The organism is Chondromyces crocatus, from assembly GCF_001189295.1.
Classification (GTDB): Bacteria; Myxococcota_A; Polyangia; order Polyangiales; family Polyangiaceae; genus Chondromyces; species Chondromyces crocatus.
On the sequence record NZ_CP012159.1, the window covers coordinates 7,900,079 to 7,916,963 of the forward strand.

11 protein-coding genes are annotated in these 16,885 nt (G+C 67.8%); 5 read left to right on the top strand and 6 right to left on the bottom strand.

The window, feature by feature from the left end; all coding sequences use genetic code 11:
* Positions 1 to 2: 2 nt before the first annotated feature.
* A complete protein-coding gene (locus CMC5_RS28380) occupies positions 3 to 653 on the top strand; it encodes a hypothetical protein (protein WP_050433332.1) in 651 nt (216 codons plus the stop codon).
* 461 nt (positions 654 to 1,114) lie between these two features.
* Positions 1,115 to 2,404, top strand: coding sequence for a serine hydrolase domain-containing protein (locus CMC5_RS28385; RefSeq protein ID WP_050433333.1), 1,290 nt, complete (start codon positions 1,115 to 1,117; stop codon positions 2,402 to 2,404).
* Between the two features lie 52 nt (positions 2,405 to 2,456).
* On the opposite strand, the gene CMC5_RS28390 is transcribed toward CMC5_RS28385, so the two are convergent.
* From CMC5_RS28390 to CMC5_RS28400, 3 genes are all read right to left on the bottom strand, one after another.
* Positions 2,457 to 3,965, bottom strand: a complete 1,509-nt coding sequence (locus CMC5_RS28390; RefSeq protein ID WP_050433334.1) for a S28 family serine protease — start codon at positions 3,963 to 3,965, stop codon at positions 2,457 to 2,459.
* Positions 3,966 to 4,057: 92 nt separating this feature from the next.
* A complete protein-coding gene (locus CMC5_RS28395) occupies positions 4,058 to 5,617 on the bottom strand; it encodes an SDR family NAD(P)-dependent oxidoreductase (RefSeq protein ID WP_050436181.1) in 1,560 nt (519 codons plus the stop codon).
* Between the two features lie 196 nt (positions 5,618 to 5,813).
* Entirely contained in the window at positions 5,814 to 6,671 is an 858-nt protein-coding gene (locus CMC5_RS28400; RefSeq protein ID WP_050433335.1) for a hypothetical protein, read from the bottom strand.
* 209 nt (positions 6,672 to 6,880) lie between these two features.
* On the opposite strand from CMC5_RS28400, the gene CMC5_RS28405 reads away from it, so the two are divergent.
* Together CMC5_RS28405 and CMC5_RS28410 are read left to right on the top strand one after the other, a co-directional pair.
* Positions 6,881 to 8,398 carry an ATP-binding protein gene (locus CMC5_RS28405; protein WP_245678595.1) on the top strand — a complete coding sequence of 506 codons (1,518 nt, stop codon included), beginning with the start codon at positions 6,881 to 6,883 and terminating at the stop codon, positions 8,396 to 8,398.
* A gap of 536 nt (positions 8,399 to 8,934) precedes the next feature.
* Entirely contained in the window at positions 8,935 to 9,369 is a 435-nt protein-coding gene (locus CMC5_RS28410; RefSeq protein ID WP_156338917.1) for a DUF1036 domain-containing protein, read from the top strand.
* A gap of 42 nt (positions 9,370 to 9,411) precedes the next feature.
* On the opposite strand, the gene CMC5_RS28415 is transcribed toward CMC5_RS28410, so the two are convergent.
* The 3 genes from CMC5_RS28415 to CMC5_RS28430 form a co-directional block, all read right to left on the bottom strand.
* Positions 9,412 to 10,638, bottom strand: coding sequence for an AgmX/PglI C-terminal domain-containing protein (locus CMC5_RS28415; protein ID WP_050433338.1), 1,227 nt, complete (start codon positions 10,636 to 10,638; stop codon positions 9,412 to 9,414).
* A gap of 475 nt (positions 10,639 to 11,113) precedes the next feature.
* Positions 11,114 to 11,677, bottom strand: a complete 564-nt coding sequence (locus CMC5_RS28425) for a hypothetical protein (protein ID WP_050433340.1) — start codon at positions 11,675 to 11,677, stop codon at positions 11,114 to 11,116.
* A gap of 1,105 nt (positions 11,678 to 12,782) precedes the next feature.
* The gene (locus CMC5_RS28430; protein ID WP_050433341.1) at positions 12,783 to 13,964 is read right to left on the bottom strand and encodes a CapA family protein; all 1,182 of its coding nucleotides are present in this window, start codon (positions 13,962 to 13,964) and stop codon (positions 12,783 to 12,785) included.
* 673 nt (positions 13,965 to 14,637) lie between these two features.
* Between CMC5_RS28430 and CMC5_RS28435 the strand changes: the two genes are divergently transcribed.
* Positions 14,638 to 16,785 carry an NHL repeat-containing protein gene (locus CMC5_RS28435; protein WP_156338919.1) on the top strand — a complete coding sequence of 716 codons (2,148 nt, stop codon included), beginning with the start codon at positions 14,638 to 14,640 and terminating at the stop codon, positions 16,783 to 16,785.
* The last annotated feature ends 100 nt before the right edge of the window (positions 16,786 to 16,885 follow it).

Sequence of the window (16,885 nt, forward strand, 5' to 3'; positions counted from 1 at the left end):
CGATGTCGCGACCGGTTCGTGCACGTAACCTCGCTCGCGCACTCGGAATCGAGGAGGACGATCTCCTCCTGTGGCTGGAGGAGAGCGCACCGATCCCCACGGGGTGGCACCCGGCGAGCTTCGTCCCCGTCGACATCGCGACCCGCGCGCAGCACCGCTTCGCCCCTCCCCCATCGCCCCCTCCCCTCCCCCTCGAGCCACGCTGCGCTGCATGCCTCGACGCGCCCACCACCCCGGGAACCCGACCCGTCCTCGCCGTGGCGGGTACCGCCTGCGCCGTCTGTGACGGCTCGGTCAACAAGCGCGCCGCGCTCGCCTTGATCGCCGCCTTCAACGACCACCACGTCGTCCGGCTCCTCGTGGTCGGCGGCGGCCCAGGGACGGCCGAGGAGCTGCGCGCCCTCCTCTCGGGTCACATCGAGATCCGCATCGTCGATGGCGAGAGCTACCGCAACACCACGCAGGCAGAGGCAGAGCTGCGGTGGGCCGACGTGGTGGCCGTCTGGAGTTCCACCATCCTCCCCCACAAGATCTCGAAGCTCTACACGGACACCCGAGAGTTCCGCGACAAGCTGGTCACCGTCCCGCGCCGCGGCGTCGCCGCCCTCTGCCACCTGGTCACCGACCGCGTGAACACCTGGCCACGCCCCTGATCCCCGGGAGCAGGCGTCGCGCTCGCACGGGAACCCAGCTCATCCCGCATCACACGCCCACGCACCTCTCCCGCGCGCCTCGCCCCGCGACCGCACGGACCGCACGGACCGCACGGACCGCACGGACCGCAGGCCCATCTCCGCATCTCCCGCGCCCCGCGCCTCGCCGCGCATCTCACCCGACAGCGGACGAACCCGAAAACAGGGGCAACGGTGAGGCATCACGGGTGCGCGCCACGCAGAACACGCCTCGACCGCGCACCACGTTTCGCATCCCAGCGCGCTCCTCACGCCCTGCGCGCAGGATGCGCGCTCCGGCATCCGAGACTCAGCAGCGCGGGTGAGTGCGAACGTTCAGCATCCTGTGGGTACGTCGTTGTCGACTCGGCATGGGGCCGAACGAGCCAGACGTCACTGCTGTGGTAGTGTAATTGGTTTCCAGTCAGGAAAGGAGCAACAGCATGAGAACCGAGCGAACCGTGAGGCGAAGAGACCTTCTTCGCTGGGCAGGTCCGGCGGCAGCGGCACTGGCGGTAACCCCCGCGATCCTCGCGCTGCCGGGTCAGCAGGGCGGCCATCCCGCGCCGACGCTCGCCCCGGGGCTGCCGGAGTACGTGGGTATGTCGGCAGCGCGCCTCGAAGATGTGTTCGCGAGGATCGCGCGCCGGGTCGAGGACGGGCTGTTCCCGGGCGCGACGGCGCTCATCGCCCGCAAAGGCATGATCGTCGGCCATCGCGCGTTCGGCACGAAGGTCCGCGATCACGAGACGGAGCCCGTGACGCTCGACACGATCTTCGACGTCCAGTCGATGACCAAGGTCCTGGCGACGGCGATTGCAGCGCTGGTACTGGTGGACGACGGAGATCTCTCGCTCCACGAGCCCGCGTCCACCTGGCTCCCCGAGATGGCCGTGAACGGGAAGGCCGATCTCACCATCCACGATATGCTGCGCTATTCGGCAGGCCTTCCGGTCGACAATCAGCACCTCGACGAAACGAATCTCGCGCTGGTATGGCAGCGCATGGCCGAGACGCCGCTCGACTATGCTCCCGGCACGCAGGTGCTCTACAGCGACGTCACCTACCGGCTTCTCGGCAAGGTCATCGAAGCTGCGGCCGGGATGCCCCTCGACGCCTTCGTCCGCATGGCGGTGTGGGGCCCACTCGGCATGACCAACACGATGTTCCGACCCGCCCCCGCGCTCCGCCATCGCATTGCAGCGACCGGCTACTCCGAGCGCCGCGGCTATCTGGTCCGGGGCGAGGTGCAGGACGAGCAGGACTTCGCGCTGGGAGGCGTCGTCGGCTGTGACGGCGCGTTCAGCACGGCGCTCGATCTGGCCGTCTTCTGCCAGATGCTCCTGAACAAGGGCGTCTACGGGGATACCCGCATCCTCTCGCGCCACCTGGCCCGCGCCATGGTGAAAGACCAGACCCCGCAGGTCGACGAGGCGGTCGCCAATCAATCTCCCCTGAATGACTTGCTGGTCGGACCGAAATCCTATGGCTGGGAGATCTGGTCTCCCCGCTTCTCGACCGGCGGCATGCGCCTCTCGCCCAAGTCCTACGGCAAGGTCGGTGGCGCCGGCACGTTCATGTGGGTGGACCCTGCACGCGAGATCATCGGCGTGCTTCTGACGAACCACGGCCTTCCCAACCCCTTCAGCGGGAAGAACTGGAACCTGCTCCTCGACGCCGTGGGATGCACCGAGTTCTACGACGGCATCATCGCCGCCGTCGACGTCGAATGAACGCAACGCCGACCGGAGGACGGCAGCCGTGAGCCTCCGGTCGGCGCAGACCTCAGCGAGACAGGGCGCGTCGGAAGAGCCGCAGCGTCGTCGGTGACGGCGACACCAACCGAGGCGCGCCGTGCACGAGAGGCTGGGGGGTGGAGACCCCTGCCCACGCCGCGAGCCGCGTCAGCGCGACCCCGCGATCGGCGTCTTCGAGCGACGAGATGCTGGCGTAGTGGTTCGCGCCCCGCGCCGTGAACAGGTACGAATCCTCGGCTCCACCCAGCGCGAACGCGCCAGCCGTCCACGGGTCGGTCTCGCCATAGATGAACAGGATCCGCTGCCCTTGCCCCTTCACCCACGTATCGATGTCCTGCATCGCCGCGGGATTGAAGACTGGCGCCGCGTCGATGCTGGGCAGGCTGTCGATGGCATCCAGGTCGATGGTCAACAGATCCGCGATGTGGCTCTCGTCCGTTCCCGGCGCGCCGAGCTCGGTGAATGCTTGCCAGTAGTAGGGCTCGAAGCTCAGCACCGAGGAGTCGTCGTAGAACGCGACCATGCCCACGGCCTCCAGGTACTGCCAGATCTCGTCGTCACTCGCCGCCGCGGTCGGGATGTCACCACAATCGCTGGCCCCGCTGTACTGCCAGAAGGCGAAGGGCAGGTCGATCACGGCCGCTTCCACGGCGGCTTCGATCCCCATGGTGTCGAACGAGTACCCCTGCACCACCAGATCGGCCATCCGATCGAGCATCACGCTCCGTCGAAGCAGAACCTCTCGCTGGAAGTCCTTCAGGCGCTGGCGACACGCCGGATCGTCACCCACCTGCGCCAGGAACTCCCCGTAGCGCGCATCGCTCAAGCCGAAGCTCAGCGGCGCCACATAGGCCACGGTTCCATCCACGTCGTCCGGGTAGAAGCGGCGGTGATACACCGACGTCATCCCGCCCTTGCTCGCGCCGGTCGAGATCCAGGCACCGGAGTAGAGCGGTCGGATCAGCTCCACGATCCGGTGATGATCCGCCGCGGCTTGCTCGATGTTCAGCAACGACCAGTCCGCCGGGCTGGGACGTGAAGGATCGAAGTAGCGATGCTCCACGTAAAGCTGGTTCGCTTCGAGCAGGGCCGTCGGCTCTTCCAGGTACTGCCCGCCGAACAGCATGTATCCCGTCGTCGCCAGCACCGTCGGCGCGGCGTCGTCCCGGTGATGCAGCTGGATGCGCTGCTGGAACGCCTGCCCATTCGGATTTCCGTGGTCCATGGGCTGGAGGATCGAGAGTTCGAAGTAGCGGTATCCATCCACACTGGAGGTGGCTTCGACCACCTCCACACCGTGGAGACCCGAGAGCCGCTCCAGGATGTCGGCCTGCGGTCCAGCGCCCCCGCCACCGTTGCCACCGTCGCCACCGTCACCCCCCGCGCCACCCGCGCCACCCGCGTTGCAGTCCGTCCCGCAGCTCCCCCCTCCCCCCTCGTTCGATTTGTTCGGGTTCCCGTCGTCGTCTCCGCCGCAAGCGACGAGGGCCAGGGAAGACAGGACAAGTGTGAAGATCGTGCGTCCGTAGATTCGCATGGGCCGATGCTACCCCGGCGACCCCACCGAAATCTTCCGGCACGACGCGGCACGATCTCCCCGCCCCGGAGATCCCGTCGCGCGCGACGCCGCTACCAGTCCGTGGGTGCGTAGTCCTTCAAGAACTGCCCCCACAGATGCTGACCGGTGAGCAATCCCGAGAAGATGGGATCGCAGATTCGTGCTGCCCCATCGACAATGTCGAGCGGCGGATGGAACCCGTGCTCCTCCACCTTGCGCGCCGCGATCGCGGCGGGATCCTCGTCCGTGACCCAGCCCGTATCCACGCTGTTCATGTGGATCCCGTCTTTCACGTAATCGGGCGCCGAGGTGCGGGTCATCATGTTGAGCGCGGCCTTGGCCATGTTCGTGTGCGGGTGCTTGTCGGTCTTGAAGGCCCGGTAGAACTGCCCCTCCATCGCCGACACGTTCACGATGTGCTTGTCGCCCGTCCGGTGCCGCAGCATCAGCGGCTTGAGCCGCGCGTTGAGGATGAACGGCGCCACGGCGTTGACGAGCTGCACCTCCAGCATCTCCACCGTCGTCACCTCTCCCAGCGTGAGCCGCCAGCTGTTCACACCGCGCAGATCGATCTGCTGCTGATCCGCGTCGTAGCGCCCGCGCGGGAACAGCGCGTCGGGCGGCGGCGCCTCCGTGTCCGAGGACAGCGCCCAGGCCAGCGGCCCATCCGCCGCCGTACGGATCTGCGAGAGCGCTGCGGGCTCGAGCAGCCCCGCGGCGCGGCGCGCGGGCGCACCGCCCGACCCTCCCTGGCTCCGGAGCGCGTCGTACGCCGCGACCAGCGGCCGTGCCCCCTCGGGCAACGCCTCCAGCGCAGCCTGCTCCAGCGACACCAGGTGCTCGTAGTAGGCCGGCGGCCGCCGCACCGTCTGGCAGGCGTTGTTCAGCACGAAGTCCAGCCGATCCAGCGACTGATCCAGGTGCCGCGCGAACAGCTCCACGCTCGGCGCGTGGCGCAGATCCAGCCCGTAGATGTGGAGACGCCCGGACCACGCCTCGAAATCGGCCTCCTCCGCGTACCGGCGCGCCGCGTCGTGAGGAAAGCGCGTCGACACGATCACCCTCGCCCCTGCCCGGAGCAGCTTGATCGCCGCCTGGTAGCCGATCTTGACCCGCGCCCCCGTGACCAGTGCCACGCGCCCATCGAGGGGTGCCGACTGGTTCCGCTTCTCGAAGTTCAGGTCACCACAGCGCCCGCACATCGCGTCATAGAAGAAGTGGACGGCCCGGAACGGCGCCTTGCAGACGTAGCACTTCCGCTCGTTCTGCAGCGCCTCCTCCGGCGCTTCCGGCGGGCTCGCCGCCGGCTCGACCCGAGGTGGCGCCGTCATCTGGAGCGGCGTGACGAACACCGGCTCCCGCCGCGCCGCGCGGATGCCCGTCGCGTCGAGCAGCGCGGCGTCCGCCGCTTTCCGCTGCCCGTGCTCTCGGCGTCGGAACGCCTTGGCCAGCTCCCGCTGCTCCGCCCGCTCTGGCCTGGAGAGCTTGCCTGCCGCCATGAGCAAGCGCCGCCGGAACGTGAGATCCAGCTCTGCCAGCAGCGCCCGCTGGGCCCCGAGCGACTCCAGGACCCGGACGCACGTCTCCACCTCGTGAGGCGTCGGCGGCGCTGGCAGCGCCTCCGACGTCATCTCCGACGTCATCTCCGACGTCAGCGGCGCCGACGGTGGACTTTCCGGGATCTCGGGGAGAGAGGGAGCCTCGACAGCTTCCGGGCTCAGGGCGGGACGGTCGTCCATCGGCGCTCCCATAGCATGAGCGCGTGACGACCGTGGGCCTACGGAGAGCGGTGCCCGCTGGCGCCCGCTCCCCCTCGGCGTGCGACGGTCACTCGACGACGATCCGGCCGCGGATCGACTCGCCGTTGGCGATGCCGTGCATGTAGAAGTTGTAGGTCCCCGCGACGTTCACCGGCCGCGTCCTGGCGTCGTAGGCCCCCGGCTGGATGGCCGCTCCCGTGTGCGCGAAGCCCTGGTTGGGGTTGTCCGCGTGGATCTCGCGGGGCACACCATCCTGGTTGTAGAAGCGCACGTTGATCGGGTTGTCGGCGGACAGGTTCGACAGTGCCTTGATCCGGGTCGGGTACGCACCGAACGAGTCGGTCGTGTTCACCCGCGACGCCACGTTCGGCGGGATGACGATCGTGATCTGCGGCAGGATCTCGATCGTCAGATCCGCGTCGTTCACGCCCACGTCCGACGTCGCGGTGACCTTCCCCAGGGAGGTGCCCACCGTGCTGTTGCTGAACGTGTTGAGCGTCAGCGTCACCTCCACCTCGGTGGAGCCGTCGAGCGTCACCGTCGCGTTGCTCCAGGTCGTCCCCACGTCGCCGCCCGCGAGGCCCGTCACGCCCAGCGTCACCGAGCCCACGAAGCCGTTCGGCGTGACGATCACCGTCGTGTCCGTCTCGGCCTGCAGCTCCACCTCGTGGACGGGCGTCCCGAGCCGCACGCTGTAGGTCGCCTCGCGCACCGCCTCGCTACCGCCCTCGCCCCCGGTCCCACCGCCGGTGGTCGTCGTGGTCGTCGTGGTCGTCGTCGGCGAACCACCGCCGCCCTCTTCCGGGTCCTCGTCGGTCAGACCGGCCGGAAGATCACCGGCGCAAGCCGCGAGCAACGCGCCGAACGACAGGGCGGCCACGAACTGCTTTGCGAAGGACCTGGGGAGGATGGTGCGAAGGGTCATCGGTGTACCTCATCAGGACCGTTAGCAAGGAAGAAGCCAACAGCCCATCAGACGATATACCCTGCATGCACCGCGATTTCCCAGCAGCGATCCCACGCCGCCGGGAAGAAACATGGACCACGCAGACCTCACCTGGGTAACCGATGCCCCAGGGAGCTTGCCCAGCAGCAACGAAGGCACATTTGTTCGAGGGTGGTGCATTGCGCAGCGTGTTCCGCGAGCTGGGTCGCATCCGGGTGCGGCTCCTCGTCGTCAACGTCGTCGTGCTCCTCGTTCCCGTCGTCGGGCTGGAGTTCGCCCGCATCCACGAGCGGCAGCTCCTCGAAGCCCTGGAGCGCGACATGCGCAACCAGGCTTCCCTCGTCCGCGCCTTCGTCGAGCGCGACCTCACCGACCAGGTGGACCTCGGCGATCCACGCCACGCCAACATCCTCACCACCGCCGCGGCCCGCACCCGCACCCGCATCCGCCTGATCGACGCGACCGGCGCCGTGCTCGCCGACTCCCACGAGCACGGTCCCCCCGAGGGCCCCGAGCCTCCGCCCCCCTCGCTCGTGCCCCGCTCCATCCGCGAGAACAGCGGCTTCACCCGCGACTACAACCTCTCCCGTGGCCCGAAGACCTGGCCCGAGATCCCCGACCGACCCGAGGTCCGCAAGGCGCTCGAAGGCCACCCTGCCTCCATGACCCGGATCCGGGACCGCCACCCCGACGTCCTGCTCTTCATCACCGAACCCATCCGCAACCGCGGCCGCGTCGTCGGCGCTGCCTACCTCGTACGCTCCACCCAGCCCGTCCTCGTCGAGCTGCACCGCATCCGCACCGGCCTCGTGCGCGTCCTTGCCGTCGCCCTCTTGATCACCGGCACCGCCACCCTCTTGCTCGCCTGGTCCATCTCCCGCCCCCTCGGACGCCTCTCCCGCGCCGCCCGCCGCGTCGCCGAGGGCGAGCCCGACGTGAGCATCCCCGTCTCCGGCGGCGGTGAGATCGAAGAGCTGGGCGCCTCCTTCGCCCGCATGAAGGACCAGCTCGACGCGCGCCTCCGCTTCATCCAGGACTTCGCCGCCGACGTCGCCCACGAGTTCAAGTCCCCCCTCACCTCGCTCCGCGGCGCCGCCGAGCTGCTCGAAGAGGGCGCCGACGACGACCCCGAAGCCCGCCGCCGTTTCCTCCGCAACATCACCCTCGACGTCGAGCGCCTCGACCGCCTCGTCTCTCGCCTCCTCGAGCTCAGCCGCATCGAGGCCTCCCGCGAGCCCATGACCGACATCGATCTCCCCGCCCTGCTCCAACGCGTCGTCGACCGCGCCAGCACCCCGGACCAACCCGTCGTGCTGCACCCCGCGCGCATCTCCCGACGCCTTCTCGCCCGCGCCACCGACCTCGAAGCCGCCCTGCTCAACCTCGCCGAGAACGCCGTCCGCTTCTCGCCCACGGGACAGCCCGTCGAGATCACCGTGCGCGACCACGACCCGACCGCCTCGATCCACATCGTCGTCGAGGACCACGGCCCAGGCATCCCGCCCACGAACCTCGCGCGCATCTTCGACCGCTTCTTCACCACCGACGAAGCCCGCGACGGCACGGGCCTCGGCCTCGCCATCGTGCAGAGCGTCGCGCAAGCCCATGGCGGCCGCGTGCACGTCGAGAGCCGCTGGACCGGCGACGTCCCGGAGGGCGCCCCCACCGGCGCCACGTTCACCCTGGAGCTGCCCACCCAGCGCTGACCCGCAGACCCACGCGCCACACCGCTGACGCAGCTCGACGGCCTCATCGCGACCTCGCTGGACTGGCTGATCACCAAGCGCCGCTCTTGAACTGGCTCGCCTCGCCAACAGCCCTCCGTGCCGGCACTCCAGTTCCTCCCGTCTCATCCCGAAGACGCGACACACCAGGCAACTCGCCGCGTACCTCGACGCCATGCCGACCGACGGCGAGGCCCCCCTTGCGCTCCTCGCATCGACCCCTTCAACGCATGACCTTCTTCGTGGCCATCGACGCCCGACCTGCGCCCCCACGGCGCCTCACCACCGCAAGGGGTCTTCCCGCGCCACGCCGGCCCCTTCCCGTGCCACTGAACCCATTCCTCCAGCGACACCGCGATCCTCCTCGTGCCATTCGGCCATTCCCCTTCAGCACCGCAGGACTCCTCCCTCACGTCCCTGCGGCGCCCCCTCCACTGACGCAGAGCACCACGCGCACTAGATCCTCATTCACTGAACCCTGGAGTCACGCGTGAACCCCACGACGGAACGAGGACAACGTGAAACACGCAATGCTGGGAATCGCTTCCGCGCTCATGCTGCTGGCATGGTCTGCGGCGGCCCACGCCGACATCCGCATCTGTAACCACGCCGGAGAGAAGATCTGGGTGGCCATGGCGGCCTACCAGAGCGGCCGCTGGATCAGCTCCGGCTGGTACGGCCATGAAAACGGCACCTGCCGCACCCTCGTCAAGGGAAGGCCGACGAACACGCGGTACTACTTCCACGTGCAAGGAGAGTCCGGAAAGCGATGGGGAGGTCCCAACCGCTTCTGCGTCGAACCCAACGACGCTTTCACGATCGAGCGCGCCGAGGAGATCTCGTGGTGCGAGCCGCGCCCCTTCTTCTGCCGCTGGACGGCCGACGGCCCCCGAGAAGAGATCGTGGTGACCCCCGGGTATGCAGGCCTCCACGAGAGCCGCTGCGACATCTGAGCCTGCGTTTCACGCGCAGGAAGAACGCGCCGAAGCCTCACCTCACGGCGACGTCGCTTCGGGCGAGAACACGATGGGATAGACCACGGTGACGAGCCCGAAATCCTGCTCGGGGAACGAGAGCTTCTCGAACTCCGCGAGGACGCACGACACCACCTCCTGGTCCTTGTCCTTCATCGCAGGTGCCGCCGCCTGTCCTGGAATTGCCGGCACGGGCTCATCACTCGCCTCGACCACGTGGCCCCCCTCATCGATCCTGAACAGGACGGTCACGCGGCCCGTCAGCGTCGCATCGCGCAGCAGCCCCGCCTCGTAGCAAGCCCGGAAGCGCTCGAAGTGTCCCCGGACCACCCCCTGGATCACCTCCGGGCGGAGCCGACGCGCCGTCCGCGTGCGCAGAACGGGCCCCAGCCGCTCGCTGAAGCTCACCACGATCTCCGGCACGCCCCCCGGCGTCCCCTGCACACCGCCCACGATCGACAGCACGCTCGCCATGTCGCCGAAGCGCAGCCCCCTGTCCTCCGTGAACCTCATCCCGGAAAGGCAAGGACGCGAGAGCCCCTGACAGGCCTCGGCCAGCGCCGTGCCGAGGACTTCCCCTTCGGATGGCGTCCCCGAGGGCGAGCGCGTCACCGAGCGGTCCAGCACCGAGGCGAGCTGCCAGTGCATCGATCCCGCCTTCGGAGGCGAGACATCCCCGAACTGGATTCCGAGCCGGTCCCGCCCGGCATGCAGCACGAGCTGCCGCCGCGACGGCGCCCCCAGCATCTCCTTCGGGTCCGTCGGGTCGGAAGGGTTTCCGATCACCGGCGTGCGCACCTGGATCCAGCCCGGACCGACGTGCAGCAAGGCCTCGGGATGGCCCGCCATGCCGCACGTCTGAAGGACGCTGGTCACCGACTGGAACGGCACCTCGGCGGCCACCTCGACCACGCAGGGCTCCGTCCCACCGCCGGCTACGGTGCTCCGAGGCCGCGCGCGCAGCGGGCCGAGCAGCTCCTCGATGGGCTCGAACTCGTCGCTCTGCAACGCCGTGACGGGTGCCACGACCACCCCGTCGAGGCGGAGTGACTGCCCATCGAGCTGGAGCCGAGGCCCGTCCTTGGGCGGCCTCGCCGCCTGCTGGGGCGCACCAGCGGCGAGCGGTGGAGACGTGGCGCCCCCCTGGGGCTGCGGCATCGTCGAGGCAGGCAAAGGCCCCTCCGACCCCCCACACGCCGCGAGCAACGCCCCTGCGAGAAGCGCGTTGATGCCCCGCATCACCGCCATGGCTCCGAACCGTCGTGGGCTCCCCCGAAGGCGCATGACCGGGTCTTCCGCCATCTCGGGATGGAAGGGAAGCGAAACACTCGCTCTCACGGTGCTCTCGATTCCAGACGCACCCAGGGTGGTCTTCGTTCGATGCACACGGTCGTGACGATGCCGGCCAATCGATGGCTGAGAATCGTCACCCCCATCCTTTGCAGCCTTGCCGCGAGATCCGACGCCTTCGTGTAGAACGCAGATTCCTCGATGAGCGAGGAATCGCCGCACGGCTCTTCTCGGCTCGATGTCACGTGCATTCGCGCAACGACGACACCGGCGAACGCCTCGTGGCGAACGCCGGTGGTCCTTTCGTCCCGGAGGACGGGTCAATCCGTCGCAAGGACGGCCATGGCGCGAGCATGAAGCGGCCCGCCGCGCCCGCGGGCATCCATTCCTTCAGCCATTCAGCGCGTGCTCATTACAGGGAGCACGACGCCCTTCAGCTCGCCACGGATGCAGGCCCTGCCTCCTCCTGCTCCGCGACCTCTTCCGCCCTGACGGCAGCCTTCGCGATCGGCGCGACCACGGCGGCCTGACCGGCCCCCTGCTCGCTGCTCTTCTTCGCCTTGGCCTTGGTCGCGAGGCCCTTCTTCGCTGGCGCGACCTGGTAATCGATCAGGTGCGTCAGCGCGTTGAGGATCTCGCCCCGTGCCGGGGAGACCCGCGCTCGTCGCCGCGCTTGCGAGGAGATCTCCCCGATCTGCGCCGCGATCTCGTGGCCGAGACAGAAGGACGTCTGTTGCAGGTTCTCGGCCATCTGCCGGGCTGCCGCGAGGAACATCGATACCTTGCGGTAATCGCTGATGTTCGCTCGGAGGCGGTCCATGTCGTCCACGTTGAGCCCGGCCTGCGCGATCTGTGCCGGGGTGAGGACCAGGATGTTATCCATGGCCTTGTCGACTTTGTCTCGGAGCTTGAGCATTCTCGGCAGATCGGCGTCGTCCACGAACTTCAAGACCACGCTGCTCGCGTCGATGTGCATCTCGCCCGGATCGGGTTGCATGGGTCCAGCCACTGTCCATTCCTCCTTGTTCAGGGGATTGGCGCCCTCGGGCGATTGCCCGGGTCATCCAATCGGTTCGCAATCTGATCTGCGCACGTCGATTTGTAAATAGGTCCAATGCAGATTTTCAAAATAGTCCAGCCCTGCCGTCATCGAGACCTCTCTGCATCGAGACCCCTCTGAACGAAGATCGTGTGATTGGAGGTGCGAGTTCACACCTCGCGCGACGATCATGCAGTCGTCACCCGAAACGAGGCTGGGAGCTCATGTCGTTCCAATGAGACTGTGACGACGCCTGACCGGCGAGGGGTGTCGAATTTTCGACACCTGCCAGGACCGACGCTGGAACGCTGATTGCGCCTCCACGAATTCATTACGTTTTCAGATCGCGACAACACTGGAATGGCAATTGCGTCGAGGCACAATCGCTTCCCGCCACGACCATGATCGCCCTCCCATCAAGGGCGTCAGGCGCAGGGCCGACACGGGGCCATCGTGACCGAACTCCGTCCCTGGTGGCCGCGGTTGTCGTCCCGAGGACGACACGCCGACACCCCCGGCCATCGCGACCGACACCCCCGGCCATCGCGACCGACACCCCCGGCCATCGCAACCGACACCCTCGGCCATCGCGACCGACACCTTTGAGGGTCGTCGCCAACACCCGGAGGGCTCGGGGCCAAGACGGCCGGGGGTCGTCGCCGACACCCCACGAACTCGGGGCTGACACCCTGACGGGTCGGGGCCGAGCCCTCCGAGGGTCGTGCGCGTGGAGGTCGAGGCTCGTCGCCAACGCCCCGTGGGCTCGCGGCCGATGGCCTCGGTCCTGGCGGCCGACGCCCTTGGTCCTCGGGGCCGACCCCCTCGACGCTCGAGGCCACAGGGGCAGAGAGGCGGCGGCGAGCGCAGGAGGTTGCAGCACCGACACCTCGGGGGCTCGGGGCCGACACCTGAGGGGCTCGGGGCCGATGGCCTCGGTCCTCGGGGCCGACACCTCACCGACTCGAAGCCGACAGGGAGGAGGCCATCGCGCGTGGGCTCAGGGGCATGCCCACTTGGTGCCCCGGATCACACAATCTGCGGCGGGTGGACGGTGCTCGCCCCGTCAGGGCGACGGATCTCGGCCCCGCCCCTGGCCCAGCTTCCCGACCCCTGCCGCGGCCCTCGCGCTCACGGTCTTGCCTCCAGCCCTCTCCCCCTCCTGTGCGACGGGCGCTCGACCGCTCGGAGGTCGCGCCGTCTCGTCGAGGGCCCCCGAGGTCGGCTCGGGGATCAGGGGCGCACAGCCTTCGGGCGTGAAGGCGCCCAGCGCGGCGGCAGGCTTGTTGTTTCCGGAGATGCGCTGGAACCGCTCGGTGAAAGCGGCCTCGGTCGCGGCGCGCTGCGGGTCCACGGCGAGCGGGTACGCTTTGAGGTCGGCGTTGCGCACGGGGCAGACCTCGGCGGTCGGGGCCTCGCCACGCCGGAGCGCGAGGCGCGCGACCATCCCGAGCGGGGCGTCGGGGTGCTCGCGGCTCACCCGCATCACGAAGCTGCCGAGGCTGTAGAAGATGGGCTTTCCCTTGCGCATCTCGACGCCGTGGAACACGTGCGGATGGTGCCCGAGGAAGGCGTCGGCGCCCGCGTCGATCGCCGCGCGCGCGAACTTGCGGGTGAACGGCAAGGGGGTGTCGAGGTACTCGCCACCGCCGTGCTGGCTGACCACGACCAGGTCGATGTCGGAACGCTTCTTCAGCGCGCGCACGGTGACGCCGATGGCGTTCAGATCGGCCGCGGCGACCCGGTCCCGGGCAGCATGGGACCAGATCACGCCCTGGTTCCAGATGTCGGTGACCGCGACGATGGCGACCCGGACGCCGTTCCGCTCCAGGATCACCGGGCCATACGCGCTGGTGAAGTTGCGCCCTGCGCCGACGTAGGCGACCCCCACGCGATCGAGGTGATCGAGCGTGTCGTAGAAGGCGCGCTCGCCGTAGTCCCACATGTGGTTGTTCGCGAGGGACACCAGGTCGAAGCCCGCGCGCCCGAGGGCGTCGGCGCCGATCGGAGGGCCGACGAAGACGAGGGGGTTCTTCGGGTGCTGGGTCTCGCCCTTCTGATCACTGATCTGGCTCTCCAGGTTGGCGAAGCGCACGTCGGCAGTCGCGAGGAGGCCCGTGAGGTGCTCGAAGGGATCGAAGGTCGGGTCGTCGAGGAGGGTCTTGCCGAGCCCCTTGCCGAGGCAGATGTCCCCCCCCGCGAGGAGGGTGAAGGTGCCTGGTCGAGGGGCGGGGCGCGGAGAGGGCATGGATGGATCCGGAGATGGTGCAGAGAACGAAGCCTCCGCCATGCCAGCAAGGGAGGCCGGGAGGCCCTTCCGGGTCGAGCCGGGAGCATCCGGCGCGACGGCGGTGTCCCCGGTGCCGCGATCACGGCCGCAGCCGGACAGCGCTGCAGTCGCGCAAAGCACCAGAGCAACCCCGCATCTCCTCATGAACCTGCTCCTTTGGCCCCCCAGTATCTGTCAGCAGGGGCCCGAGGAGGAGTTTGTTGCGAGCCCTCCCCGCGCGCACGTGCAGACGTGCGCGCACCTGCGGATCGGCACGTAGGGTCACTCCTCGACAGCCGGACCATCGCATGCTCGCTCACGCAATTGCTTTGCGATACGCAGTCGCGCATTCCCATAATGGGAAGTACCGGGCGCACCTTCGGGGGGAGGAATCGGTAGCCCGGGGGTCGATGCCGTGACGACGGCCATGACCTTTCCACAGGGGTTCGCCGCTGGCCAACGGGCCGCGGTTCATCACGCGGCGGCGAGATGCGGCCACGTCACAAGTGAATGCTGCTCGACGACGTCACCAGCACGGCGCCACAAGCGCCCGAGCGAAAGGAGAGCACCTTCTCTCGGCTCCGCATCGCACCCATTGCATGCAGAGGCCTTCGGTTGCGCATTTCATGGTTCGAACATGGGGGGATGGATCATGTCCTACGAAGCCAGACCGTATTATCTGAACAATGTCCGAGGGATGCACTACAGCCGCACGTCGGAATTCCTTTACTTCATCAACACGTGCGGCAACGGGAGAGCGGGCGTCGTCTCCAGGATGCCGTTGAACGAGCCCGCGCTCCTGACGCAAGGCAATGCGCTGCTCGGCACAAAGCACGACCTGAACGACGATGGAGAGACCGACCTGCAGATCATGAGCGGCGGACAGCAGCACAGGGCGCTGCATGGTGCACGAATCCACGATCTGCCAGCGATCAACTCCCTGGCAGGCATCACCAAGGAGGTCCTGGCAGGCATCAACTGGAATCAGCCGCACGGCGACGTCCTTCACGTGGCCAGCCTCCCGCCGGAGGGCAAGTGCTTCGCCATGAGAATCCTGGCGAGCGACGCCCCCGAGATCGTCGCTGGGCGCGTTTACCACGCGGATGACGGCACGCGCATCGAGTGGGCCACGTACCTGCTCGGCGGGAAGCCCGTGGAGGTGACGCCTGCGTATGGAGACATGCGCGATCTGATGCTGTCCGAGGACGAGAACGAGATCTTCCTGTCCGGCCTCATCGAATCGAACAATGACGACAGCTTCGAGGCCTGCGTCTGCGTCGTGAGGCGGGCGAACGACCACGCAACTCCGGTGTACGGCCTGAAGCCGAAGACGCTCATCACCAGCCTCATGGATCCGCAACAACTGAGCGGGGACAGCGAGACGCTCTACGTCGTCGACGAGACGTCGGTCTGGCGGCTCGATCGCACGAGCAACACCAAGACGGAGATCGTGAGGGAGCTCAGCGTCGGGGTCGGACTGCTCGTCGAAGCACAAGGCGGCGGCGTGACGGTGTATGTGGCCGACCGGAGCGGCGCGCTCCACGTCTTAGAGGTGCCCGACGGGTCGAGCGAGCCCGTCACCGTCTCGACGGAGGCCACGTACCAGCTCGGAGGTGTCCCTGGGTTCATGAGCTGGGCCAACGAGGAGCACACGGCCATCTACATCGCCAACCGAGACGCGAACTCGGTGATGCGCCTGGACCTGCCGACGGGTGTGCTCAGTACCGAGCTGCCCCAGTGCCCGACGGCTCCCTGGGGCGTGGAGATGGTCTCGTCTCAGGAGGCGTTCGTCTCCTGCGACACGGAGATCGGCATTCTCGCCAGGAAGATTCGCGTGTTCGACGAGCTGTGCCTCGGCATCGGGCTGGTCCCGTTCCAGCACATCACCGCCTCGGCAGTGAACCCAGCAGTACCCGGTCCGAACGACGGCAAGGCGAACACCCCGGCCGGCTACTATTTCGGTGAATACGACGATCTCCCCTTCGGTGGCACCCTGAGCTTGATGCTCAACCACAGAAAAGCCTGGGAAGCAGGCATCCGCTATTACAGGATCTCGGCGACGCCTCTCGGCACCGAGAAAACGCGCATCATCACCAACCGATTCACGGATCTGCGCTGGAGCGACGCGCTGCTTCCGCCCTGCTTCGAGACGGTGGACACGACGTCGAACCAGAAGCTGTTCGCCATCCGACCCCCCGAGGAGACCTGGTACAATCCCCATCTCGCTGCGCAGATCGCCACTACGACGGCGGACAATGGGCACCTGGTCTTGAAGATCGAGTTCTTCGACGCCGAGGGCAAGCCGTCCGTGCACGGGCCGTTCGAGCGGCTCTTGCTCATCGACAACACGCGGTACAGCAGCCGCCTGTTCTTGCCGCGAATCGGCGTGGACGCGACCACACCACCCCCGAACGTCCATCCGGCACTGAATTGCGGTTGCCTTTCCTACACCTCGAAGGATCAGCTCGTTGAAATCGACTACGGCGCGTGGCAACCCCAGGCATCGGGTCAGTACACACTGACCGTCAAGCGCGGAAATCTGCTGATTTCAGAACTCACGCAGTACGGCCAGGTGACGGCCGGCGAGGTACTGCACACGAAAAAACTCACGAGCGCGAATGTGCCGATGCGCGTGGGACACCTGGTCGGGAACTGCGACATCGCGAACATCGTCATTACGCTGAGCGTCCCTTCGCGCGTTATTGATGGCTTCGGCTTCATCAACCTCTCGGCGCAGCAGTCGAGCAGCTTCACGCTGGTGAATGGCCCGGTCGGCCATTCGAACTGGCCGTCTCCCTGAGCCGGCCATCCCTTCGAGCGGAGCGCGTCCCCTGGGCGGTCTTGACCCAGGGAGGGCTCGACGCCACCGAACGCATCGAACGCCGGCGCCGCCTCGGCAA